The sequence below is a fragment of the Mucilaginibacter koreensis genome, assembly GCF_054783355.1.
In genome coordinates, this window is the sequence record NZ_BAAGQS010000001.1 from 2,718,556 (window position 1) to 2,742,918 (window position 24,363).

General features: G+C 44.1%; 26 protein-coding genes and 1 tRNA gene. 17 read left to right on the top strand and 10 right to left on the bottom strand.

Annotated features, from left to right (window positions below; translation table 11 throughout):
• Positions 1–3 precede the first annotated feature (3 nt).
• The 7 genes from ACYVNW_RS12340 to ACYVNW_RS12370 all read left to right on the top strand — a co-directional run bounded on the left by ACYVNW_RS12340 (position 4) and on the right by ACYVNW_RS12370 (position 7,178).
• Entirely contained in the window at positions 4–672 is a 669-nt protein-coding gene (locus tag ACYVNW_RS12340; protein WP_460680175.1) for an FkbM family methyltransferase, read from the top strand.
• On the top strand, positions 672–1,826 hold the full coding sequence (locus ACYVNW_RS12345; RefSeq protein WP_460680176.1) for a glycosyltransferase family 4 protein: 1,155 nt from the start codon (positions 672–674) through the stop codon (positions 1,824–1,826). Before ACYVNW_RS12340 ends, ACYVNW_RS12345 begins: the two co-directional genes overlap by 1 nt.
• Positions 1,826–3,229 carry an exosortase Y-associated Wzy-like protein gene (locus ACYVNW_RS12350; protein ID WP_460680177.1) on the top strand — a complete coding sequence of 468 codons (1,404 nt, stop codon included), beginning with the start codon at positions 1,826–1,828 and terminating at the stop codon, positions 3,227–3,229. The genes ACYVNW_RS12345 and ACYVNW_RS12350 overlap by 1 nt, the downstream gene beginning before the upstream one ends.
• 266 nt (positions 3,230–3,495) lie before the next feature.
• Positions 3,496–4,374, top strand: a complete 879-nt coding sequence (locus ACYVNW_RS12355) for an AraC family transcriptional regulator (protein ID WP_460680178.1) — start codon at positions 3,496–3,498, stop codon at positions 4,372–4,374.
• 166 nt (positions 4,375–4,540) lie between these two features.
• Positions 4,541–5,611 carry an NAD(P)-dependent alcohol dehydrogenase gene (locus ACYVNW_RS12360; RefSeq protein WP_460680179.1) on the top strand — a complete coding sequence of 357 codons (1,071 nt, stop codon included), beginning with the start codon at positions 4,541–4,543 and terminating at the stop codon, positions 5,609–5,611.
• Between the two features lie 8 nt (positions 5,612–5,619).
• Positions 5,620–6,015, top strand: coding sequence for a (R)-mandelonitrile lyase (locus ACYVNW_RS12365; RefSeq protein ID WP_460680180.1), 396 nt, complete (start codon positions 5,620–5,622; stop codon positions 6,013–6,015).
• Between the two features lie 161 nt (positions 6,016–6,176).
• Entirely contained in the window at positions 6,177–7,178 is a 1,002-nt protein-coding gene (locus ACYVNW_RS12370; RefSeq protein WP_460680181.1) for a cytochrome-c peroxidase, read from the top strand.
• A gap of 56 nt (positions 7,179–7,234) precedes the next feature.
• Here the strand turns inward: ACYVNW_RS12370 and ACYVNW_RS12375 are convergent, their stop codons facing one another.
• Positions 7,235–7,741: a molybdopterin-dependent oxidoreductase gene (locus tag ACYVNW_RS12375; RefSeq protein ID WP_460680182.1), complete on the bottom strand. Its 507-nt coding sequence runs from the start codon at positions 7,739–7,741 to the stop codon at positions 7,235–7,237.
• Between the two features lie 129 nt (positions 7,742–7,870).
• On the bottom strand, positions 7,871–8,071 hold the full coding sequence (locus tag ACYVNW_RS12380; protein ID WP_460680183.1) for a hypothetical protein: 201 nt from the start codon (positions 8,069–8,071) through the stop codon (positions 7,871–7,873).
• Between the two features lie 260 nt (positions 8,072–8,331).
• Here ACYVNW_RS12380 and ACYVNW_RS12385 point away from each other — a divergent pair, with 260 nt between their 5' ends.
• The 5 genes from ACYVNW_RS12385 to ACYVNW_RS12405 all read left to right on the top strand — a co-directional run bounded on the left by ACYVNW_RS12385 (position 8,332) and on the right by ACYVNW_RS12405 (position 12,816).
• On the top strand, positions 8,332–9,417 hold the full coding sequence (locus ACYVNW_RS12385; RefSeq protein ID WP_460680184.1) for a PAS domain-containing sensor histidine kinase: 1,086 nt from the start codon (positions 8,332–8,334) through the stop codon (positions 9,415–9,417).
• An 81-nt stretch (positions 9,418–9,498) separates the two neighbouring features.
• Positions 9,499–10,350 (top strand): endonuclease/exonuclease/phosphatase family protein, encoded by an 852-nt coding sequence (locus ACYVNW_RS12390; RefSeq protein ID WP_460680185.1) that lies wholly within the window; start codon positions 9,499–9,501, stop codon positions 10,348–10,350.
• 105 nt (positions 10,351–10,455) lie between these two features.
• Positions 10,456–10,968 (top strand): glycosyl-4,4'-diaponeurosporenoate acyltransferase CrtO family protein, encoded by a 513-nt coding sequence (locus ACYVNW_RS12395; RefSeq protein ID WP_460680186.1) that lies wholly within the window; start codon positions 10,456–10,458, stop codon positions 10,966–10,968.
• 80 nt (positions 10,969–11,048) lie between these two features.
• Positions 11,049–11,927 (top strand): DUF5694 domain-containing protein, encoded by an 879-nt coding sequence (locus ACYVNW_RS12400; RefSeq protein ID WP_460680187.1) that lies wholly within the window; start codon positions 11,049–11,051, stop codon positions 11,925–11,927.
• Positions 11,928–12,522: 595 nt separating this feature from the next.
• Positions 12,523–12,816, top strand: a complete 294-nt coding sequence (locus ACYVNW_RS12405) for a hypothetical protein (protein ID WP_460680188.1) — start codon at positions 12,523–12,525, stop codon at positions 12,814–12,816.
• Positions 12,817–13,122: 306 nt separating this feature from the next.
• On the opposite strand, the gene ACYVNW_RS12410 is transcribed toward ACYVNW_RS12405, so the two are convergent.
• Entirely contained in the window at positions 13,123–14,199 is a 1,077-nt protein-coding gene (locus tag ACYVNW_RS12410; RefSeq protein WP_460680189.1) for a type II secretion system F family protein, read from the bottom strand.
• On the opposite strand from ACYVNW_RS12410, the gene ACYVNW_RS12415 reads away from it, so the two are divergent.
• The 3 genes from ACYVNW_RS12415 (at position 14,198) to ACYVNW_RS12425 (ending at position 16,399) form a co-directional block, all read left to right on the top strand.
• On the top strand, positions 14,198–14,956 hold the full coding sequence (locus ACYVNW_RS12415; protein WP_460680190.1) for a UDP-2,3-diacylglucosamine diphosphatase: 759 nt from the start codon (positions 14,198–14,200) through the stop codon (positions 14,954–14,956). The two genes, ACYVNW_RS12410 and ACYVNW_RS12415, sit on opposite strands and share 2 nt — an antisense overlap.
• Positions 14,957–15,189: 233 nt before the next feature.
• Positions 15,190–16,263: a peptide chain release factor 1 gene (gene prfA, locus ACYVNW_RS12420; protein WP_460680191.1), complete on the top strand. Its 1,074-nt coding sequence runs from the start codon at positions 15,190–15,192 to the stop codon at positions 16,261–16,263.
• A gap of 62 nt (positions 16,264–16,325) precedes the next feature.
• Positions 16,326–16,399: transfer RNA gene (locus tag ACYVNW_RS12425), tRNA-Asp, on the top strand.
• 158 nt (positions 16,400–16,557) lie between these two features.
• On the opposite strand, the gene ACYVNW_RS12430 is transcribed toward ACYVNW_RS12425, so the two are convergent.
• Entirely contained in the window at positions 16,558–16,923 is a 366-nt protein-coding gene (locus ACYVNW_RS12430) for a hypothetical protein (protein ID WP_460680192.1), read from the bottom strand.
• 87 nt (positions 16,924–17,010) lie between these two features.
• Here ACYVNW_RS12430 and ACYVNW_RS12435 point away from each other — a divergent pair, with 87 nt between their 5' ends.
• Positions 17,011–17,919, top strand: a complete 909-nt coding sequence (locus ACYVNW_RS12435; RefSeq protein ID WP_460680193.1) for an AraC family transcriptional regulator — start codon at positions 17,011–17,013, stop codon at positions 17,917–17,919.
• Between the two features lie 239 nt (positions 17,920–18,158).
• Here ACYVNW_RS12435 and ACYVNW_RS12440 read toward each other — a convergent pair whose 3' ends face one another.
• The 6 genes from ACYVNW_RS12440 to ACYVNW_RS12465 form a co-directional block, all read right to left on the bottom strand.
• Complete coding sequence (locus ACYVNW_RS12440) at positions 18,159–18,440, bottom strand: DUF3892 domain-containing protein (RefSeq protein ID WP_460681015.1); 282 nt, start codon at positions 18,438–18,440, stop codon at positions 18,159–18,161.
• Positions 18,441–18,449: 9 nt separating this feature from the next.
• Positions 18,450–19,130 carry an OmpA family protein gene (locus ACYVNW_RS12445; RefSeq protein WP_460680194.1) on the bottom strand — a complete coding sequence of 227 codons (681 nt, stop codon included), beginning with the start codon at positions 19,128–19,130 and terminating at the stop codon, positions 18,450–18,452.
• Between the two features lie 692 nt (positions 19,131–19,822).
• The gene (locus tag ACYVNW_RS12450; protein WP_460680195.1) at positions 19,823–19,996 is read right to left on the bottom strand and encodes a hypothetical protein; all 174 of its coding nucleotides are present in this window, start codon (positions 19,994–19,996) and stop codon (positions 19,823–19,825) included.
• Positions 19,997–20,306: 310 nt separating this feature from the next.
• Positions 20,307–20,972, bottom strand: a complete 666-nt coding sequence (locus tag ACYVNW_RS12455; RefSeq protein ID WP_460680196.1) for a response regulator — start codon at positions 20,970–20,972, stop codon at positions 20,307–20,309.
• Between the two features lie 9 nt (positions 20,973–20,981).
• A complete protein-coding gene (locus ACYVNW_RS12460) occupies positions 20,982–22,490 on the bottom strand; it encodes a sensor histidine kinase (RefSeq protein WP_460680197.1) in 1,509 nt (502 codons plus the stop codon).
• 267 nt (positions 22,491–22,757) lie between these two features.
• Entirely contained in the window at positions 22,758–22,928 is a 171-nt protein-coding gene (locus ACYVNW_RS12465; protein ID WP_460680198.1) for a hypothetical protein, read from the bottom strand.
• A 382-nt stretch (positions 22,929–23,310) separates the two neighbouring features.
• Here ACYVNW_RS12465 and ACYVNW_RS12470 point away from each other — a divergent pair, with 382 nt between their 5' ends.
• The gene (locus ACYVNW_RS12470; RefSeq protein WP_460680199.1) at positions 23,311–24,303 is read left to right on the top strand and encodes a hypothetical protein; all 993 of its coding nucleotides are present in this window, start codon (positions 23,311–23,313) and stop codon (positions 24,301–24,303) included.
• Positions 24,304–24,363: the final 60 nt, after the last annotated feature.

The following is a 24,363-nucleotide window of genomic DNA, read 5'->3' on the forward strand; positions in this document are numbered from 1 at the left end:
GACATGTCCTTCCTGTTGCACTTTTTACGGCCCGAAGATACTTTCTTTGATATTGGCGCCAATGTGGGCTCTTATTCGTTGCTGTCTGCCGGTGTATGCGGAGTGCACACTGTGGCTGTTGAAGCTGTTGAAGCCACAGCCGCTATCTTAAGCCAGAATATTGCGCTCAATCAATTGCAGCCAAAGGTAAAAATTATCAAAGCAGCAGCCGGTGCGGCAAGCGGCTTCATATCTTTTTCTACCGATGGCGATACCACCAACCATGTAATGAGCGACCAGGAACAGGGCGTTAGTAATGCCATTCAGGTAGATGTAATCACTATTGATTCCATTCATACCAACCAAGCCCCGGCCCTGATAAAAATTGATGTAGAAGGCTTTGAAACCGAGGTGTTGCGGGGAATGCCCCATACGCTCGCGCAGGACAATTTAAAAGCCATTATTATTGAACTTAACGGCAGCGGTAGCAGGTATGGCTTTGATGAACGCAATATTCACAGGCAGCTTTTGGCACACGGCTTTAAGCTTTACCAGTATGATCCCTTTATACGAAACTTATTGCCGCTGAATAACTTCGGATCATATAATACCATTTACTGCCGAGACATTGAATTTGTACTTAAACGGCTTCACACCGCAGAGCCGTTTAAAATTTTAGGCGAAGTGATATAATGCGTTTAGCCATTATTACCAGTCATCCCATACAATACTACGCACCGGTATTTCAGTTACTGAGTCGGCGCGGATATTTAAATATCCGCGTATTTTACACCTGGGGTAAGGCAGCGCTGCAAAAGCATGACCCAGGGTTTAATAAAACAGTAGAATGGGATATCCCATTATTAGAAGGCTATTCTTACGAGTGGGCAGAAAACACCTCTGCACATCCGGGCTCACATCATTTCAAAGGCATTGTAACACCGGGGCTTATTAAACAAATAGCGCTTTATGAGCCCGATGCTGTACTGGTGTTTGGCTGGGCATACCACAGCCATTTACAAGTACTAAAATATTTTAAAGGTAAAATACCTGTTTATTTCAGGGGCGATTCTACCCTGCTGGATGCTAACCCCGGTTTAAAATCAATGGTACGGGCAGTTTTTTTACGATGGGTGTATAGCCATGTAAATCATGCTTTTTATGCAGGTACCAACAATAAAGCTTATTTTCAAAAATATGGCCTGCGCCAATCGCAGTTATCGTTTGCCCCTCACGCGGTAGACAACGAGCGTTTTGCAACACCACAACCATCAGCAGCACTAATCAAAAAAGAGTTACATATTGAGGAAGGTGATATCGTCATACTCTTTTCAGGAAAGCTGGAGGAGAAAAAGAATCCGCACCTGCTGTTATCGGCATTTTTACAAGTTGATATGCCAAACCTGCATCTTATTTTTGCAGGCGACGGCGAACTAAAGCATCAGTTGCAGTTAAGCGCCTCAACTCATAAAAAAGTACATTTCTTAGGGTTTAAAAATCAAAGTGAAATGCCAGCCCTTTACCAGCTATGCGACATTTTTTGCCTGCCTTCCAAAGGCCCCGGCGAAACCTGGGGGCTGGCCGTTAATGAGGCTATGGCTTGCGGCAAGGCCGTTATAGCGTCAGACCGGGTAGGTTGCGCTGTTGATTTGGTAACCCCACACAACGGTGAAATTTTTAAAAGCGGCGACATAAAAGGTTTGGTTAATAGCCTGAGAAGGCTTGCTGCCGATAAACACCAGCTTAAAGCCATGGGCAGTCAATCAGCCATTTTAATTAAATCATATAATTTTAAGACCATTGCTGAAGTTATAGAAACTATTATACTGCAGCAAGCAAACCGGTAATGAACAAAAGGATATCATTTGAACGCATAATTGCACTTTTTATACCATGGATGCTTTCCTACCTTTTTGCGTTCGATTATATTTTATCCTACTGGATTGCCTGGCTAGGGTCGTTCATTATCTTCTTTCTTACACTTACCGGCTGGGCACATCCGTTGCCTGATGACAGGCCTGTATCAGCCCAATTAATGAGGCCCCTTTTTTTAGTGCAAATCATTTTTGCAGGCTATACCTGCTGTACCTCTATTTTTTATTTTTTGAATGCTTCAGGCTATACTTATTTTACCAAAACAAACTTTGCTTACCTCTTAGATATCAATAAACTGCAAATTACGGCACAATGCCAGCGGTATTATTGTTTAGGCCATGCCGCCTTTGTGTCAGGCATCTTGCTTTTTATGAATTATCCGGTAAAGCACCGTTATAAAGTTCATACCAGCGATGTTACCAACCTGTTGTTTTACGCAGCCATTATCTCGTTGCCGGTTTCAGTAATATTTTTAAAACTCCCAGGCCTTTCGCAGTTTTCCTATCAATTTAGTTCTTTAAGTTTTATTGCAGGCACATTAGCACTGGCCTTTGCCATTCCTCAAAAAAAAATCAAAAACACGCTGATATGTATAGCGCTATACCTCTCTAATTTTTATAATGCCTTAACTTCGGGATTTAAAGAGCCCATTATTATCAGCGTACTGGTATTAGGCTTGTTTTTGTATCCTACTTACAAAAAATTGGTTATTGCCACCTTTGTTCCGGCAATACTGGCCTTATTCTTACTGTTACCCACTTATGCACGTGTATTCAGGCAAAATGCCTGGGCTGGAGATACCAATGCCGATGATGCCTCTGAACTGGCTATCAATGCTGTAATTAATCAGGATGGTGTGGTAGATACTAACTGGGACTTTTTGGTATACCGGCTGAGCGAAATAGATATGTTTACCACCTTTGTACGGTCAACCCCTGACAAAATTGACTTTTATGATACCAAGTTGCTTAAGCAATCGCTTACCGCCCTTATCCCACGTATATTCTGGCCAGGTAAACCCAATACCGAGGCGCTGGTAATGGAGCGGGTATACGATGCCGGTGTAATTAACCCTAATTCGTCTGTATCAGCCAAACCTGCTTTTATTGTTGATGCTTACCTCTCTTACGGAGCCTGGGGAGTGTTTATATTTATGTTCATTTATGGCGCTGTTGCTCAAACCATCTCTGCCAAGGCCGAAGAACTTTTTGGTGGTTACCTTTTAGGTACAGCGCTGGTATTTTCAGGTTTGTTTCAAATCTTTTGGCGCGGCCTTAGCTTCGAGTTTATTATTAATACTGTTTTCTGGTCTTATATCAGCATGTTGGGTATTGCCTGGGTATTGCGGTATAAGAACATATTGAAAGCGGCATAACCCGCAGCCGAAATTTTCCTGCTCTATAATCTGCTACTCCAGTAGCTAAATCCCTCTACCAGCAGCCTCGCCAATTGGTCAGAACCTGAGCTTACAGCGAGCATTCTGCCGATTACCCCCTCAAAGCCATTCTTATTTAGTCCTGCTGGGTTAAAATCTTATGTTGTGCCCGCAACTGGATAGATAACATTTTCAAAACAGATTTCAAGCAAGCGCTTCTCTCATTCACACCCCTTCGCCAAATTTGATTTCCTTAACTTTGCGGCATGACTAATAAAGAGCTGCGCTCAATATCTACATTTAATAATGACCTTAAATTGAAAGGTTTTAATGTATTTGAACTGGAGGGCGACAGGCAGGCTACCCGCATATACAGCCGGAAGGATTTTTACAAGATATGCCTCACCACCGGCAAAAGCATTATTCATTATGCCGACCGTAGCTTTGAAGCCGAGGGTACGGTGCTGTTTTTTGGCAACCCGCACATTCCCTATTCCTGGGAAACACTTTCTACTACTTACAAAGGTTATACCTGCCTGTTTTCTGAAGATTTTTTGAAGCTATCCGAGCGGTCGGAGAGCTTGCAGCAGTCGCCCTTTTTTAAAATAGGCGGCACACCCATACTCAATATCAGCCAGCAGCAGCGTGATTTTATTACTACCATCTTTGTTAAGATGATTGAAGAACAGCAAACTAATTATGTGTACCGGGATGACCTGATACGCAATTACATGCACCTGATTATGCATGAGGCCATGAAAATGCAGCCTTCCGAAAATTATGACCAGCATAAAAATGCGGCTTCGCGCATTACCGCCGTATTTTTGGAGTTGCTGGAACGGCAGTTTCCGATTGAAAGCCCGGATAAGCCTTTGCAATTAAAAACCGCGCAGGATTATGCGCAAAATCTCTCTATACATATCAACTACCTCAACCGGGCGGTAAAAGAAGTGACGGGTAAGCCCACCACTAATCATATTGCCGAGCGCATTATCAGTGAAGCAAAAGCGTTGTTGCAGCACACCAGCTGGAACATTGCCGACATTGCTTATGCCTTGGGTTTCGAATACCCCAGCTATTTTAATAATTACTTTAAGCGTTTTACCGGCACCACCCCCTCAGCACTGCGCGGGCTGGAGGTTTGATTTTCTTAAGCATTGGTTTGATAGTTATAAACGCCTACCATATTTACTGCCGATATTTGCACTATAAAATATTGTTGAATCAGAAAAAGTTTATGCACATACCGTAGTTGGCGGCAACCAGCCAAAATCATAAAATCTATTTAAAAAATTATACACACATCAATTTATGGAAGTAACCTCAGTAAAAGCTTTTGGCACCGAAGCTGCCGAAGCGCCATTAAACCAGTTAAACATTAACCGACGGAAACCCACCCCGCACGATGTAGAAATCGACATTCTGTTTTGCGGCGTTTGCCATTCCGATTTACACACTGCCCGCAGTGAATGGGGCCCATCTATGTACCCATGCGTGCCTGGGCACGAAATAGTAGGTAAAGTGATCAGCGTGGGTAACCATGTTACTAAATTTAAGGTAGGCGATACCGTTGGCGTGGGTTGCATGGTAGATTCCTGCCGCGAATGCGAATACTGTAAAGAAGGCTTGGAGCAATATTGTGAACCCGGCATGACCGGCACCTACAATGCGCCTGATAAAAACCTGCCGGGTAACCATACCTTCGGCGGCTATTCTGAAAACATTGTGGTAGATGAAAATTACGTGCTGCACATTCCTGAAAATCTTGATCTGGCAGCTGCAGCACCTTTATTGTGTGCCGGCATCACCACTTATTCACCGTTGCATCACTGGAAGGTTGGCCCCGGCCAAAAAGTGGGTGTAGTTGGTATTGGCGGTTTGGGCCACATGGCTATCAAAATTGCCAAAGCTATGGGTGCTACCGTAGTGGCTTTCACCACTTCTGAATCAAAATTTGAAGAAGCGCAGCGTTTGGGCGCCGATGAAGTGGTATTATCTAAAAGCCCTGAGCAAATGGCAGCATACGCCGGCAAGCTGCACTTTATTTTAGATGCCGTTTCTGCCGAGCATGATATTAATGCTTATTTGAACCTGCTGCGTGTGGATGGCTCATTAGCATTGGTTGGCGCGCCCGAGCAACCGCTACCGGTAGCTGCCTTCAGCCTGATTTTGAAACGCAAAACTTTTGCCGGCTCCATGATTGGCGGCATTGCCGAAACCCAGGAGATGCTGAATTTCTGCGGCGAGCATAACATCACCGCCGATATTGAGATGATCAACATTCAAAACATTAACGAGGCTTATGAACGCATGCTGAAAGGCGATGTAAAATACCGCTTTGTAATTGACATGCAGTCATTGAAAAACGCGAACCAAAATTAACTCTTAACATGGAAATTACCAGATCAGCCACTAAGCCATCGGTCAAAGGCCCGGCCGATTGGTTTACCGGTGCCGTACGCATCGACCCGCTGTTTGATGCCAATGCGGCACGCCGCGGCGCGGCGGCCACGGTTACTTTTGAGCCTGGCGCGCGTACAGCCTGGCATACTCACCCGCTGGGACAAACTTTAATCATTGTTTCCGGCCTGGGCTGGGTGCAGCGTGATGGTGGCCCGGTTGAAGAAGTACGCCCCGGTGATGTGGTTTGGTTTGAACCTAACGAAAAGCACTGGCACGGCGCTTCGGCCGGCAACGGCATGTCACATATTGCCATACAGGAAAACCTGAACGGCAAAGTGGTAGACTGGCTGGAGCACGTAAGTAATGAACAGTACCAGCGTTAAATAAGGGCTTAGCTTTTATTTACGCTCACTTATTTCATACAAAGGTATAATTGCCACAGCAATTATACCTTTGTTGTTTATTACCGCCAGCTTAAATGACGCGCCACAAAATTATCAGGCATTTTATTTTCCTGCTTCCGTTGATGTGTATACTTACATTGATGGCTTTTGAGTGGCATACTTTAGCCGCAAGCAACCTGCTTGCCGATAGCCTGGTATTTCGCGTACCTGAAAACTTCCCGCCGCTACCTGCAGCACAAAGAGGCTTTAAAATTACGCCGGCCGGCTTTGCTTTAGGCAAAACGTTGTTTTACGATCCGGCTTTATCAGCTGATGGATCAACGGCCTGTGGCAACTGCCATCAAGCTTCGGCCGCTTTCGCTAATTTGGGCAGTGCCTTGAGTACAGGTGTAAACAAATGTAAAGGCACCCGCAATGCGCCGCCCCTGTTCAACCTGGCATGGCAAAGCAATTTTATGTGGGATGGTCGCATTGCACACCTGCAGCAGGTGCCTACCAATGCTATTACCAACCCCTGCGAAATGGCCACCTCAATGGCCGATGTACTGCATACACTTAACCAATCAGCAGCATACCGACAGCAATTTATACAGGCATTTGGCAATAGCGGCATCACATCTGCAAACGTACTTTCCGCCCTGCAGCAGTTTACCATGATGCTGGTTTCGGCTAATTCCAAATACGATAAAATTAAAAGGCAGGAACCCGGCTTTGCTTTTACACCGGCCGAGCAAGCCGGCTATGCACTATTTGTAAAAACCTGCAGCACGTGCCATAATGAGCCTTTATTTACCGATCAATCTTACCGCAATAATGGTTTGGATGAAAATTCGAAAGATATAGGCCGCGACAGCGTAACGCACAACCGGGCAGATGCGGGTAAGTTTAGAGTGCCGTCCCTACGCAACATTGAAATTACCGGCCCTTACATGCACGATGGCCGTTTTTACTCGCTCAAGGAAGTCTTACGACATTACAGCACAGGCATGAAAAACCACGCCAACCTCGATCCTGCGTTTAAACATACCGATACCCCTAACGGCATTACACTTAGCCCATCAGAACAGCAGCAGATCATCATGTTCTTAAAAACGCTGACCGATGTTGACTTTATCAACGACCGCCGCTTCAATAACCATTAAAAAAGTAACTGCAATATAGCAGCGCCTTTATTTATCTTTTTCGGCTTTAAGCTGTGTTAGGGCTTCTTGGCCGTAAGTACATCAATATTGGTAACCCGCATGGCGCTTCGGGCGGGCTTTTTATCGCGTGGTACAATCAAGCGGTAAGGGCCAAAATTGGCCGCTAAATCTTCGCCGTCTTCTTTATTAGCCAGCAGTACGGTTTGGTCGGTAAACGCAGGGTCAATTTCAGGTAGGGCAATAACCACCTGATAACCATCTGCAGCAGTAATCAGCACATATTTGGTTAATGATTTACCCCGTAATTGCTTGTTGGGTATTGCTTCAGCGGCAGTTAAGATATCATACAATGGCACGCCGGTATATTCATGCTCGCGGCCATCGTTGGCTTTTACTTTTACCGAAATTTGCTTCATGCTGCCGAAGGTGTCCGCTGTGATTTTAAAGGGCTTTGCTACATCTCCTCCCACGGCCACTTCTGCAGTTTGTGCTTGTGCGCTCATGCCGGTTACGCAGCTTAAAGCGGTGATGATAATGAATACCCAACGTATTATTTTGTTCATGACGGCGATGTTAGTAGTTATAAATCATATTTGCAAAAGAGTTAAGGCCCTTGTATTAAACAGTCGTTATCTAAACGTTATTTATGCCCGGCTAAAATTCATACCCAGATCTCATTATAATGCTATTGGTTAGATACTCAAAGCCACAAGGGCATAGTTAATATGGGTGAGCTTTTGAGCAGTAATAGTATCTACATCGATTACTTTACCCCAGTAACCGCCTACATAACCTATAATTACGGGCTTAAGCTTACTGAAGCTGGCCGCTGTGCTGCGGGCGGGTATGCAAAACCCAATAAGAACACAGGCGCAAAGCAGGTAATTTTTCATGATATAGCTGTACAAAGGTGTTAGTTACCGCTTAATTTTATTGGCTGGCATAGCTATGGCGCGGCATCCATTTGTCAAAATTCAATATACAAATACCTGACGGCTTTTTCTGCTCAGGCAAACTTAATCAGGGATGGGCTTTATACTGGCCTGCCCAGTTCAAACATAACATAAACATGTTTGTAATAGTTCTGATAGTTACTCAGCATGTATAATTGCTGCTGCCATTTGCCTTTTTTGACCGTTTCAATTCCAACGCGATGCCTGATATCTTAGCCCCCTTATTTGAAACTTTAGGAGCTTGCTCTGCTGACGTATATTTCGTTTATCAAATAAACGAAAGGCGTTTTATTTACCTGAGCCCGGCCTTTGAACAAGTGTGGGGGCAGCCCGAAGCGCTGGTTAAAAATCAGCCAGCTTTATTATTACCGACTATTTGTGAAGAGGACCGTGCCTATGTTATGCATCATTACCAACAGGCATTGCAAGATCGGCAAGAGCATAAACTGGATTTCCGCATTCAAAAACCCGATCAATCAACCGCATATATAGATTTAAGTTTATCTGTAGCCGATAATGAGCAAGCCGGACTGGTGGTGGCTGGTATAGCAAAAGATATCACTACCCTTCGCACCAACATCTTATATGCTGAAAAAATAAATGCCCGCAAAAACTCCATGCTCGAAATTCTTTCGCATGATTTAAAAGAACCGATGGGCATTATGCGCATGATGGCATCCGCTATTCAGCAGGATGCCCGGACAGCAGGGAATGAGGCGATCCTGCAATCGGCAAAAATGATTGAGGACTTATGTAAAAGAAACATTGATCTGATACGCGAGTTGCTGAAGCAGGAGTTTCTCGAATCGCCGGAGGTGGATCTGCGCAAAGAAAGAGCGGATATTGTATGGCACCTCACTGATATGATAGATAATTACAAGCGCTCGGCCGATGTGCTGCACAAGCAGTTTGTGATTACCAGCAATACCGAAAAGTTGTTTATGCAGGTAGATACGCTGAAAATTATACAATCTTTTAACAACCTGATCGCTAATTCTACCAAATTCACTTATGACAATGGTATCATCTCCATTCATATAGAAGACCAGGACCCGTGGGTGATCATTATAGTTACCGACAATGGCATCGGCATACCGGTCGATTTACAGCCATACCTGTTTGACAAATTTACCCGCGCCCGTCGCCCCGGCCTGCATGGCGAGGAAACCACAGGTTTAGGCATGTCTATCATTAAAACCATTATTGAGTTGCATGGGGGCAGTATCTGGCTGAAAAGCGAAGAAAACAAAGGCTGTACGTTTTTTATTAAATTGCCTAAAACATAAAAGCTCTTGTTTTTTATGTAGTGAAATAGTAATGGCACCTTATAGTTCGTAGTCCAACCCTTAGTTATACCATTTTTTATCATGATTAAAAACAAATTCTTACTCACTCTTGCCCTCCTGATGTTGAGTTGCTGGGTAGTTTCGGCCCAGAGCTTACGGGTAGCCACCTACAATCTTCGGTATGACAGTAAAGATGATTCGCTGAAAGGTGATGGCTGGGTAAAACGCCGGCCGGTTATTGCTGCCCTGGTGAGGTTTCATGATTTTGATATTTTCGGCATACAGGAGGGTTTACACCACCAGCTTACTTCATTAAATGCTGGTTTGACCGGCTATGCCTGGCTGGGTGTAGGGCGCGATGATGGTAAAGAGAAAGGTGAATATGCAGCCATATTTTACAAAACCGACAAATACAAAGTGCTGCAGCAAGGCCACTTCTGGCTATCTACCGTTACTGACCGGCCCAACACAGGCTGGGATGCGGCCCTGCCCCGCATTTGCACCTGGGCACAATTTGAGGATAAGAAAACACATTTCAGGTTTTACTTCTATAACCTGCACATGGACCATATTGGCGTAACCGCCCGAAGCGAAAGCGCCAAGCTGATTTTAGCCAAAATTAAAGCCATGCCGCACAGCGAGCCCGTTATCCTCACCGGCGATTTCAATGTAGACCAAACCTCGCCCAGTTACGAGCTGCTGAACACCTCGGGTGTACTGAAAGACTGCTATACCCTGGCCGACCACCCCTACGCGCCCAGCGGCACCTTTAACGACTTTAACGTACGTACTAATACCCCCGAACGCATTGACCACATTTTTGTCACCAAACAGTTTAAGGTAGAACGCTACGGCATCCTTACCGATAGTTACAACGGGCGCACCCCATCAGACCATTATCCGGTAATGGTTGAGCTGAAATATGGAAAATAGTAGTGCAAAACCTATACAAAAAAAGCCGCCCGCTATTGAGCAGGGTGGCTTTTTTCATAAGTAAGCAACTAACAGTTTAAAGCTAATTAATTACATTTAACCATCTTGAACCGTAACCTGCACAACCAACTCATCAACCTTTTGTGGACGGCCTTTGGCTTCGCCCCGATGGTGATTTATTGGAGCAGGGCCGGCTCATTGGTGCCTTTGTATGTTTTTTGCATCATCAGTTTGGCGGGGGCGTTTGTTCCGCCTAAATTTTATCAGTTAAGTACACAACCCAAGCTTTACCGGCAGTTGGGCGCGTTAAAAGTACGTGCCCTGGTGCAAGATGGCGATTGGGTAAAACCGGCAACCACATCTGGTAAACAGTCAGCAGCTATAATACGTAACCGGGCGCAGGCCAAACGCTACCTGCATACCCTGCGCATGTACGAGAATTTCCATTGGGTATGCTTACTATTGTTTTTGTTGAGCAGCGGCCATGCTATTATTATGGGGCAATACCTACGGGGCTGTTTAATATTGCTGGCAAATGTAATTTACAATGTGTACCCTATCCTGCTGCAGCAATACAACAGGCTTCGTATTACGGGGCTCTTTCAATCCCGTCCATAGGTTTAGCATCGGCAATTTAACCTTTTACCGGCGTAACAACGGCAGCGTTTGTTCGTCCAACAGGTATATACCTCATCCTTATGAAACCTATCCGCATTTTTCAAATTACCATTGCTGCCCTGTTAACTACAATTACTGTTGTTAAGGCACAACCTAACGCCCAAACCCCTAAAACACAAATTATGCTGCTGGGCTGCGCACACTTGGGGCAGGAAGCATTTTACAAACAAGGCCCCAGCATGGACATGTTCAGCCCCGGCCGGCAGAAAGAAATTGCCGAAATTAACCGCCAGCTGGCGGCCTACCGGCCCGACCTGATTTTGGTAGAACGCGAACCGCAGGAACAGGCTACTGTAGACAGCGCCTACCAGGCATTTAAAACTGGGCACTTAAAATTTACAGACCTGAGCCACGGCCGGGCCGAGCAATATCAATTTGGTTGTAATTTAGCTAAACAACTGAACCATAGCCGCATTTATGGAATAGACTTTTACCAAAGCATTTCAACCCGGCTGTTCAAGAGCGGGCAGAATCTGGAGCAGTTTACCGAAAATATAAACAATTTTGCCGGTTTGGGCCGCTCGTTAGACCAGCAACTGAAAGACGAAAAGCTATCCTTAAAGCAATACCTGCTAACACTTAATTCGCCCGAAATTAACCGCCTTACCTATTACACGCTGTTTATTAAACCCGCCGTAGTTACCGAAGGAACTTTCGGTAAGCTGGATGCTACGGTGGATAGCGCCTCCATCAATAAGCACTATATCGGTGCCGAGTACATCTCCATTTTTTACGGCCGCGAGCTTAAAATTTTCAGTAATGTGCTGAATGCGCAGCTGGCGCATCAGGCCAAACGCATACTGGTAATTATGGGGCAGCGGCACACGGCGGTACTTTCAAAACTATTTGCCGAAGAGCCGGCTTATGAAGTAGTGCCGGTAAGTAACTACCTGAAATAAACCATTTTGCAAATTACCCGCAAAAAAAGAAGCCTTCCTGCACTCGCTGCCGGAAGGCTTCAACCTAAACCTTATCACAAGTTCAGACCAGGGGTCTGAACAATGCAAACGTAATCATCCCGAACCTTTATCGCAAATCATTTTTTGCTATACGATATCAACAATACCAATATCGCCCCATACATGCCTGAAAGGCAGAAAAGTAATTTATTGCAGCAACAGATAAATTTATTTTGCCCTAAAGATACCGCCCGTTTAATGAAAAACAGGATTGCTTGGCTGCTGATTTCATAGTTTGTGGTTCGCTGCTGCAAACGTATCTTAGCCAATAAACCAAATCTTGTAAAATCATTTCACTACCGAACCGTGTGGCTAAACTACCTATATTGATTTAAGTCCCCCTGCGAAAGACTTAAACCAATAAGTGAGCACATTTAGCAGTAGCTGCGATGCTGATTTTGTGCCATATGACGCACGGAGTGCTGGGTGTATGGGCTCGAGATTTAAGTCCTCCTGCGGAAGACTTAAACCAGTGAAGGTACAATCATCTCAAAGGTCGCGCCAGTCTGTTAACAAAAATTTAGGCTTATAAAACATGAAAATAGCAAATCTAAAAAAAGAAGAAGATGCATTAGTTATGGACTTTTACACCTTAGATAGCTGGGACGATTTTGAACATATAATTAGTTTATTGGAACAATATTTCAAAGCTAAAGTAATTGAAAGAGTGGATGGACCTGAATCTAAGTTTGTCGTCGTGATTATTGATAAATGTGAAATGACGCTTATTAATAATCCTTACGGCAATACTTTGAAAGCATTTAATATCAATGCTTTCAAAGTATTGCAAGAAATTTATGATAGATGGAGTGAATTTGTGAACTTATAGTTTACCGTTTTTTTAAGGATTAATATTAAGGTAAAATTTATATTGTTCTCTAGTAAAAGTGTTTGAATTCAATCGCCCCTTTTCTGGTTTAAGTCTTCCTACAAGGAGGACTTAAATCTAACCAATAAAACCAGCACTCTGTGCGTCATCACAGCACTGTACCTCTCACTATTCTAAGTTTACTGCAGCGTATCTGGGCCTATTGTTGTTAAGTACAGACTCCGGTTTTAAAAGACAAGTTTACTTTAATCCCGGAATGCACTAAGCATTGTGTCGTAGGTCAAATTCAAGATTTGATATTTGTCTTTACTGAAAGGAGTTACTCATTTGAAATAGCGGTAGGTACATGGAGACGAGGATAAGGCCTACCACCAGCCCTAAAAAGATAATGATAAGCGGCTCCATCATTGAGCTTAGCGTAGAGGTCTTGTACTCCACTTCCTCCACATACTGCTCGGCCACGCGGGCAAAAAAGTAGTCGAGCCTTCCGGTTTCCTCGCCCACTTTCACCAGCTGTATCAGCTTGGCCGGGTATACGCTAAAGCGCTGCAGGCTCTGGTGCAGCGCCTGGCCCTGCATGATGTCATTCTCCACTTGTCTCAAGGAGCTTTCCAGCGGGTAAAAGCTGATCATCTGCCGCACCAGCGCAATGGTACGCAGCAGTGGCAGCTTGGCGCTGATAAGCAGCCGCATGGAGTTACACATCCGCGCCAGATAAATCTTTTGCACCAGCGGCCCCACCACCGGCACTTTAAGCAGCAAAGCCGTAGAGAGCCGCCGGAAGCGCTCCGTCTTGCGCAGGCTGAACAGGGTAGCTGCTATAGCCACAAAAGTTAGCAGCACCGGAAAGAAGTATTGCTCCAGTCCCTGCGAGACGCCGATGATCTTTTGGGTAATCCAAGGCAGCTGCCCGCCAAAGCGTTTGAACACATCGCCAAACATAGGCACAATAAACTTGAGCATAAAAAACACCGCGCCGCCCGAGGTGGCCAGCACAATACAAGGATAGGTGAGCGCCGAGATGATTTTGCGCCGCTGCTTGATTTTGCTTTGGTAGTACTTAGCCAGTTCTGCTAATTCTGCAAAGTTACCGAACCTCAAAGCCTGATGCCTGCAGGGCATCCCACTAAAAGTAACTGACACGTTTACGCCACTGCTGCGCGTGCTGCGTGGTGCTGCGGGTGCTGCGCACTGCTTCAGGGTGCTGCGTCTGCTGCGTAGTGCTGCACATGCTGCACCCGCTGCGCGCAGCACCCCTGCTAATTTGGCTGGCGGCTTACCCTTCCTTTTCAATAAATCTATGTGGCGTTTGTAGCCGGCGGTTTGCATCGGCCCCAACCCATATACAGGTTTACCACAAAAGCCGTATTTTCGCCCTCCCATGCCCGAACGTAACCAGATTTATTTTGCTTCCGATTTTCATTTAGGTGCCCCCAATGCCGCCATGAGCCAAGCCCGCGAGGCCCGGCTGGTACGCTGGCTGGATATGATTAAAGCTGATGCCGCCGAAGTGTTTCTGATGGGCGATGTGTTTGATTTTTGGTTCGAGTACAAAACGGTGGTACCTAAGGGCTATATCCGCTTTTTAGGCAAACTGGCCGAACTGGCCGACAGCGGCATACAGCTCTACTTTTTCAGGGGCAACCACGATATGTGGATGCGCGATTACTTTGAGAAAGAGCTTAAAGCTAAAATCATCAGCAATGAGCTTACCATTGAACGGGGCGGCAAAACCTTTTACCTGCACCACGGCGATGGCCTGGGGCCGGGCGATAATGGGTATAAGCTGCTGAAAAAGCTGTTCAGGAGTAAAACCTGCCAGTGGCTGCTCTCCCGCATACACCCCAATTTAACCATGGGGGTGGCCAATTACTGGTCGGGCCATAGCCGGGTAGTGAACGAAACCAAAGAAAAAAAAAAGGCTTCAGAACAAGAATGGCTGGTTACCTACTGCAATGAAGTACTGCAGCAGCAAACGTTTGATTACCTCATTTTCGGCCACCGCCACATCCCAATGCAGGTGCAATTGAACACCCGTAGCCGCTACATTAACCTGGGCGAATGGATTGTGCATAACAGCTATGCCGTGTTTGATGGCACTGATGTACAGCTGCGCTACTTTGAACAGCCATCTACCTGATTTTTTTTGACCCGCCGCTTACCTGCCTTTGTAAGCCTGCCCTGTAAAATGCCGCCGAAATTCTGTATTTTTGCCTGATTACTACTGCACTGCGTAAACTAAACCTGATTGCAGCGGAAAGCCTTTGAGCGGGCGGCCCGCAGCGCAGGCCAAAAGCTTGCAGTGTAAAGCAGGGCTACCGTAACCTACATAACACCAACCTTGCTTTACTGATATTATACGAACAACAGACCATGTTAGAAAAGTTAGAACTGATAAGAGACCGCTGGAAAACTGTGGAAACCGAGCTAAGCAGCCCCGATGCCATGGCAGATATGAAGCGTTTTGCCCAGCTAAGCAAGGAATATAAAGACCTCACTGCGGTTGTAGAGCAGTACAACATCTATAAAAACATCATGAGTAACATTGATGCCAACAAGGAAATCCTGTCTACCGAAAAAGATGAGGAATTTCGGGAGATGGCTAAAATGGAACTGGATGAACTGCTGGTACAGCGCGATGAGAAAGAGGAAGAAATCCGTTTGATGCTAATTCCGAAAGATCCGGAAGATGCGCGCCCGGCCATTGTAGAAATACGTGGCGGTACCGGCGGCGATGAGGCCGCCCTCTTTGCCGGCGACTTGTACCGCATGTACATGCGCTACTGCGAACGCATGGGCTGGAAAACCGAACTGGTAGATTACACCGAAGGCACCTCTGGCGGCTACAAGGAGATTGTATTCAACGTAAATGCCGAAGATGCCTATGGTACTTTAAAATACGAATCGGGCGTGCACCGCGTGCAGCGCGTACCTGATACCGAAACTGCCGGCCGCGTACATACCTCGGCCGCATCGGTAGTGGTATTACCTGAGGCTGACGAGTTTGACATTGATTTGAAAGTAAGTGATATCCGTAAGGATTTGTTCTGTGCTTCGGGCCCGGGCGGACAGTCAGTAAACACCACTTACTCGGCCGTACGCTTAACCCACATCCCTACCGGCATTGTAGCACAGTGCCAGGATCAGAAGTCGCAGCTAAAAAATTATGATAAAGCTTTAGGTGTGCTTCGCTCACGCATTTACGAGGTAGAATTACAAAAGCACCTGGAAGAAACCTCGAAAAAGCGTAAAACCATGGTATCCACCGGCGACCGTTCGGCTAAAGTACGTACCTACAACTACCCGCAAGGCCGTGTAACTGAGCACCGTATTGGTTTAACAGTATACAATTTACCTGCGGTAATGAATGGCGATTTGCAAGAGATTATGGAATCATTGCAGTTTGCTGAAAACGCAGAAAAACTAAAAGAAGGAACCGTTGCTTAATTTTTTTTGAAAAAACTTTTGGTGAATTAAAAGTCCTTCTTATATTTGCACACCGAAACGGAGGAGTGGTAGTTCAGCTGGTTAGAATACATGCCTGTCACGCATGGGGTCGCGGGTTCGAGTCCCGTCCATTCCGCAAAGAAGCCTGTAAATTTAATATTTACAGGCTTTTTTTATTTACGCTCAATTTGCCAAAAGATGCAAGCTTTCCCAGGAAAAGCAGTAAGTATTTGCCGAGAACTCGAAGGCATGTAACTCTAAATGTCGTTTATCAGATCACATCCAACAATTCTATTAAACTGATCCTTCGGCCCAAAATCCGGCTAAGTGCATTAAAAGGCCATCATCATTTAACCGGGCATAACTGTGGGCTGTAAAAAGCGCAACACCTTGCTTGTTATATTGCGTCCATTCTGACAGCAGTTGCCCGTGTTGCTGTCGAAACCAGTTTAAACGAAAATAGCCGCCAGGAAACTTTTTTTGGAAGTTAGTTGCATGTGCCAGCAGTTGACTTCGCCCTGTGCCATTCACGCCTGGATTTGAAAACACAACGTCTTCGGCCACACTAGATTTTAGCAATTGTTCCTGCTCAACAGGAGAATCTTTCGCAAATGCGTTTAAATAATTTTCAAAAACAGATTGTAATTCTTTATTAGTCATGGCTCATATGTTTTCTCAAAACTATTCCCTTAATTCGTACTAAACGCACCAGATTGTTCAATAAACTTGATAGATCGTACAAATCTAATGGATGCATTAAGTAAGATTTTAGAATCAATAAAGCTCAAAGGAGTTATATACCGAAAATTTGAGGCAACTGCCCCTTGGGGAATTGAGTTGCCCAAAAGCCGGTTTTTACAGTTTTGGAAATTATTAGAAGGCCCCTGTTGGCTTCAGATAGAAGAACAGGTCAGTATTCAAATGGCTAAAGGGGACTTGGTACTAATACCCAATGGAAGTAAGCATTCTATATCCTACCAATCTGACAGTATCAAGATTCCCCTAAAAACATATATAGATTATCGGGATACACCTAACGCTTATTTTGTAAATGGAGATTCTAAAACCGAGATGCTGGGCGGTCATTTTGAATTTGATGATCAATACGATCATCCTTTTATAACACATTTACCTGATTTATTATACTTAAACGCACTTCATAAAAACGAGCAAGACTGGGTTGAATTTACTACTAACCAATTACTGATAGAAATTAAACAACCACATGCCGGAAGTGATATTTTGGTGAACCGTTTATCAGAAGCACTATTTATACATTTAATACGTGCTTGTTTAGAACGAAAGCTTATTGACCACGGGTTTCTGCTGGCATTGGCAGATAAAAGAATAAGTACCGCTTTACAAAATATACAAAATTCTCCTGAAAAAAACTGGACGATGACTGAACTCGCTAAACTTTCAGGAATGTCAAGAACTCAATTTTTTAATACATTCAAATCTTTAGTAGGCCAAACTCCGCTTACCTATCTTCAAAATTGGCGTATGCAACGAGCAAAAGAAATGCTTCTGAAAAGTCAACTTAAGGTAAGTGTTATTGCTAATCTGGTTGGTTATGGTTCGGAAGCAGCATTTAACCGGTTATTTAAAAATAAATTTAGCATGACGCCTGCAAGTTTTAGGCGGTCAAAACATTGATTACAACAACACCAGTCCCCACTTAAATTATAACATATTTATAGCAGCTCAGATGCATCAATAAAAAGAAATCGGACTAAAAAAGCCCAAACTTCTTTGGTGGATGTTTGAGCTTTTATTATCAATGTTTGTACGATTAAAAATAAGCTGCAGGGTTGCCTAAAATATAAACTCAAAGCGTTAACCAATCCGACTCTAACCTAACTTGAATGGCGTGCTTACCATGATGCCCGAGCGATTTAATAGCACTCCGGCAAGCTTAACAGATTATCCGGCGTGTCAGTGTCGGCTTCTGTTTTCAAATACTTAACTTCATTTCTTGAAGCAATGATTACGTTCTGTTTGTGGCCATTCACTTGGGTATAAAATGTGTATCTACTTTGTTCAATACCCAAAATAGCTTCTGATAAAGATAGTTTCCACTTGAAACCATTGTGCATACCGCCGATACACTGAATTTTTTCATAAGCATCGTTCCTGTCATTTTTACTGATGCAGGAAACTTGTATTGATTCTGCTATATTAAAATCTTAATCAATTATGTAATGTATTTCTACACGCCTATTTTTCTCTCGCCCGGTTTCTGTACCATTCGGGGCAATTGGGTAATCGATACCTTTGCCTTCCGCAACAATTAAGGAAGCGGCGATGCCGTTACGAATCAGATACTTTTTATAAGCATCAGCCCTGCCTTGTGCTATGGCTTGGTTGTAAGCCAGATTGCCTTCGCTGCTGGCATACCCCAAAACTTCAATCTTCCGGACGTGTTGTTTTTTCATCTGGCTTTTGATTTCTGCTACGATATTCTGTGCCGGAAACTGAGGAAGGGAAGATCCAGCCGGGAAAACGGCTGCGATAAGTGCAACATTCTTTTGTGGCTCATCTGTTTCTTCGGGCGACAACTGATCAACCTGTAAATCACCCGCTGCGGCAGCATCAACGCGCCGGGCAAGCGCATCATCACCTACAGAGGCCCTTATATCTTTCGGTTCGTTTTCAACAGCTAAAGCCGTATCATTGCTTGCAGCAAAACCACTTATTGTTACTACCGGACCTACCGTGGTCTCACTTGCTGATGTAGTATCAGCTGCATTGCCGTAAAATAAATACCACACTGCACACCCTGCCACCAGCAAGGTCAGAACGGCAAATATCCAGCTTGGCTCTTTTGTATCTTCAAGAGAAATTTGCCATTTATCGTTTTTAGCCAAATCAAAGTGAGGGCGCTTGGTTGAGCTTACCTGCTCTTTGCTTTTTTGTACGTTAAAAGACATTTGATTATGGTTTAGGTACACTGTAAGCTAAGGTTGCAAACTTCCGGTGTGATCTCTATTGATGTCCTCAAATTCTGAGGTGTTACCGGTGCTACGGAAGTAATCAATAACTAGGTACGCCAACGCATTGCTGGCAGTAAACAGTTTTCAATGACAACAAACTTCAAAAACAGTTATTAACATGCTTTGAATATCATGCCCTAAAGGCGGGGATAAAAATTAATATTCATAAAATATTGTGATAAGGTTTAGGTTCTATGTTTCATTTATTTAATGTGGGTTTAACCACCTGCAAATGGCAGATTATATTTATTGTGCACCTGCTTCATTCACTATCTTTATCCAAATTAGTTTCCCAACGGCAAGGTGATTTTCCCGTTTTTTTCGCTTGGCTTAAACTGATTCCAATGACACGATAAGTGCAATTACTCAGCCCCCGGCATGTTTTGCTATTATGGTACCTGTTCGCATTTGGACTATCGCATACATACACAATTGTAGAATCTTTACAAGCAACAACAGTTAATTCAAACAGAATAACTATGAATACCTTCATCTGCCCGATCTTTGTGCGATAACCCAAGCTTTGAAATAAAACTACTTTGCTATATGTTAATGTTCAGTATTGCCTATAAACACCCATCATGGGATTGAACATAGGCAGATACACTTTCCAACCTCACATACGCCCAACCATCAGCTGTATGCTGGGCAATAAGCTTTTCCAATTGGTTGGCAATGGCGCTCGATGTTTCTTTTTGCTGGTTTAGCGTTGCAATGAAGGGAACTACTTTGTATTCCATTTCAAGTATCAATAATTTTGTATACTTCAAAAGTAAATCACTGCCTAAACCATTTTTTACGGGAACCCGTAATCCATTATTTTTATGAAAATTTATCCGCTTTTATTTAAACCTGCTTGATTGATATTGCAGGCATAGCAAAATCCAGGTACCTGGGAGTAGCTACCGCGTTTATAGCACAAAGTGAGAAAGTCAGTTCAACGCAAAGTAGCAGCACATGTATAAAATAGCTGCATTTCAAAGTCAGGCACTGGTAAAGGGTAGCCGAGAATAAAGCAGCCACCTATAGCAGGTAGCAGGTCTTTTCTCCTTAAATGATACCCATATCTTTACAAAAAGCCACTAATTGTTCATTCTTGGAAAAGCCTAAAACTTCTTTCATTAAGTTCAGTCGCTTTTCGATACTGCTGAGCCCGGAAGGGCGGATTTGGTGTTGTTGGAGATATGCCGGAATATCCTTTTGGCGCATGCCTTGTGCAAGCAGGGAGATGATAGTGATATCAAACTCGCTGAAATCATGCGTATTGCTGTGCTTGATGTTCTGGCGAAGGCGAATGGGAAAGTGTTGTTTACCTTGATATATTTTTTCAATAGCGGTTTTCAGCTCCTGGGCATCATACCGGGCTTTACGCACGTAGCCATCAATACCCAAATCATGAAACAGCGGTTCAATGGTGCCTGCCTTATCCTCGGCCGAAAATACCAATACCTTGAGTTTTGGCTGCACCTTTTTTGCAGCCGCAATAAGATCTGCACCATCTGAAATATGCTGAGTGAAGTCATCCTCCTCAAAAAACAAATCGGTGATCAGCAAATCATAAGGTTGGTCATCGCGCAGTGCCTTCTGTATTTTGCCAAAGGCATCATCACAATAATAGGCAACACCAAACTGGTTAATGTTCAGGTCTTCTAAAGACTTTCTGACCGAAATACTGGTGCTCTCATGGTCTTCCGCAATTAAAACGTTTTGAAACATAGATCAGGGTTAAGCGGCAGGTATGATTATTTTAATTTGCAGTCCTTTTGTGGAACTATTTTCAAAAGTAATCTGCCCTTCCAAACCATTTATACGGGTTCCCGTATTCACCATGCCATTTCCACGTACAAGTGGAGTGGGTAAGCCAATACCGTTATCTGTATAATAAACGAGCAGTTGTTTGCCTTTCCTTTCAAACCGAACGGCTACCTGGCTGGCCTGACTGTGCTTTTTCATGTTAATCATGAGTTCCAATAAAATATGCCTGAGTTCGCTGCGAATGTTAGCGCCAACACCGGCCCAAGTTTCCTGATCGTTGCCTACGCTCACAACTGCTATTTCATCACTCACAAAAGAATGCAGTAAATTGGCCACTCTTTCAACATATTCATCTTCACTAATGGGTTCTTTATCATAAGAGATATCCCTCGACTGCTCATACAAAGATTCAATCTTATCGAGTAAAGCTTCTTTGTCGGGTGCTTCCTCATACTCAATTTCAGTCATGATCCGATACAAGCCATTAGCTACCACATCATGAACCTTCTTGGAAGTTTTCAGCCGATACTCCTGCAAAGCCTGCTGCGCTTCCAACTCGAGGCGCTCTTTGCGTTTACGGTACCATAGTGCAGCAATAATGCTGCTGGCAACCAGTAACAACACCGCTCCACCGAGCAGCAACTGCTGCCTGATGATTTGGTACTTTTTGTCCGCATTATCTTTTTGCAATCTAAAATTATCAGATTTATTTTTTTCGGCATCATACCGAATTAAGGCAAACTGATTTTTAGCAGCATTTCTGGCCGTTTGCAAACTATCGTTAACATGTTCATATAATGCGAAATAACGCCTGGCTTCAACTACCGGTGCCAGTTTGATCAACCTTTGCAATGCCTCCAACTGGTCATCAGGGTTGTTGAATTGATGTGCTATTTTGTAAGCTTGTCCGGCATAAAGCAAAGCGGAATCCGGGCGGGAATGGGTATAGTAATCGACCAGGTGCAGATAGCTGGAACTTTGACCGGGGAGATCGTTTTCACTTTGACGAATCTTTAGCGCTTTCAGGAGCTCAGGCGCTGCATGGTAAGTGGAATCATTAAGGAACTTCGTTTTGGCCAAATTGGTTAACAGCCTGGCGTATGAACTGCCTTTTGAGCCGGCAGCCTTAAGATTTCTTCTGTATAAAGTGAGGGCTTTAGCGTATAGCTTCTTTCTTTGAAAGGCAGTGGCTTCGTTGTTCCATATAATGGATTGGAAATTACTATCTATAGTAAATTTCAGTGCACGATTAAAATAGCCGATAGCATCGTCATAACGTTTTAAATTTATACTTGCTGCTCCCAGCTCATTGTAATTCGCCACTAATGAACTACGGTTCTTTTCATTATTGGCATCCAGGTAGCGCAATGATTGAATTAAGCTTTCCTGACTGCCAAAATAATCGCCTGCACTAGATTGGATGATGGCCATATTCGTATAGGCCATGGAAATTTGCTGACTGTCTCTGGCACTTGTCACTACTTTATTAAAATAATAGAAAGACGAATCTCTGTCCTTATTCAATAAATTATAGGCTCTGGTATAATCCGCCCAATCCACTTTTGGGGTTGCCGGAGGTTTCTTTTTACATGACAACATGCCGCAAAGGCAAATTGTAAAGACATACAATAGCTTTTTCAAGAGGGGGAAACTTTCAAGCTTAAAATTATAAAAAAGTATGGTGTAAAAAACTATTGCCTGAAAATGAAGTAAGGCAAGCACTTGCTTGCCTTACTGAACCTAATCTTAGTGACCGGTTGGCGGCGGTGGCGGCGGCAGAGGGATGTGTCCAATATCACCGGTACCTCCCCCTTCGTCTGATGAAGTGGTGGTGGTTGTAGTGTTTGAAGTATTTATCAAATTTGAAGGCACAGGACACCCTGTTGCCAGTAAAAAGGCAATAATAAGCTCTAACATTTTCTTAAATTTTAAAAGGTGAAAAACTACCGCAGGCGCTACCGGCAAGGGCTGATAGCCGCGCTGCAAAACGGGTAAGCGACAATTGCTTACCTAATTTTTCGGGAAGTATGAGCTTTGATTGCGGGAGCCTTTATCTGCTTCCCGAGCCGGATATTGACTGCCGCTTTCGCTGCTCATTGTTAGAATCTGTTTGGTGCACCATCCTCGTTAGCTACACGAGTTGTTAACTGATTTCTGAAGCAAAAGTATAATAGCGTAAATCGCTCTATATTAGCCAATTCCGACAATTCCGTTAATTCCGGATGGGTTCCGGCAGAATTCCGAAAAGGCGGATCAGATTCCAAAAATTCATTAGCTTTACCTTTTTATTCGTAAGGAAATGTCACCTGAATACTTATCACATGTACTGGAAGACTATCAAAATAAGCTGGGCCGTTACCAACTGTCTCCCAACCTTGAGGCATTAACGACGGCCAAATTCAAACGGGAATGTTTGATCGTTGCTGAAAAGCGCTTTTTAAAAAAAGATGAAAAGTTACTGAACTCTTTTTTCAATGAAAGAGGAAAACATACCGACATCGGCCAGGCAATTAAAATGTGTGAGCCCGACCGGCTTAAGCCATTGATTAATTTTTTGAAAGGGATATCAAAGGGAACGGATGAGCAAAACATTGAGCTACTGGCCTGGCTGATTGATTACGAACCAAGGCCATTTCGCTCCCGTTTGGAGGATATGTATCAAGTGAGCGGGAAAGAAGTTGAAGGGGTAATGTCAACAGGTAGTTCAAGTGAAACCCCGGGCCGGCTTGCTGCGCAGGTATCTGCGGATACCCTGACTGCCACAACCAATTTTCAAACGCCCCTATCACCTGAATATCCTTTTCAGCCAGCTACTGAGCTTCGGCAGGCAGCAAGCCCGGCCAAATTACCTGCCGCCTTTATGTCGGCGCCCAAAAAGCGCCATCTTTTGATGTTAGGTATCATTGCCACACTTGTAGTTCTGATTGGTATAGCGGCTTATTACTTTTGGATGTTTCCGGAGGATAAGGTTACCCCTTTGCGGTTTCCGGTTACCGGAGAAGAGCAATGCATGTTTTGGTCAGTAGATCATTACCAGCCTGTAGCGTGTAATCAAAAAATAGAAGATGTACAGGTGTATGCATTAGACCCGGACAAAGTAGCGCATTTCAAAAAAATAACCACACCTGATACCATTACCACCAAGGCAATCGGAAGGGTGTGGTATATTAAGCTCAACGGGCATATCGAATTCTATACTGCAGCTGGCTTTCATCCTGTTGCCGCCGACAGAAGATTAAAACGGCTTACCAGTTATATACTTTACAAATACGGCCATCCTGAAGCGCGATAAGTGAAAATCGAGATTTAATTCATTACCCAAAAACCTTTCAATTTGCATTTAAATAGGCAA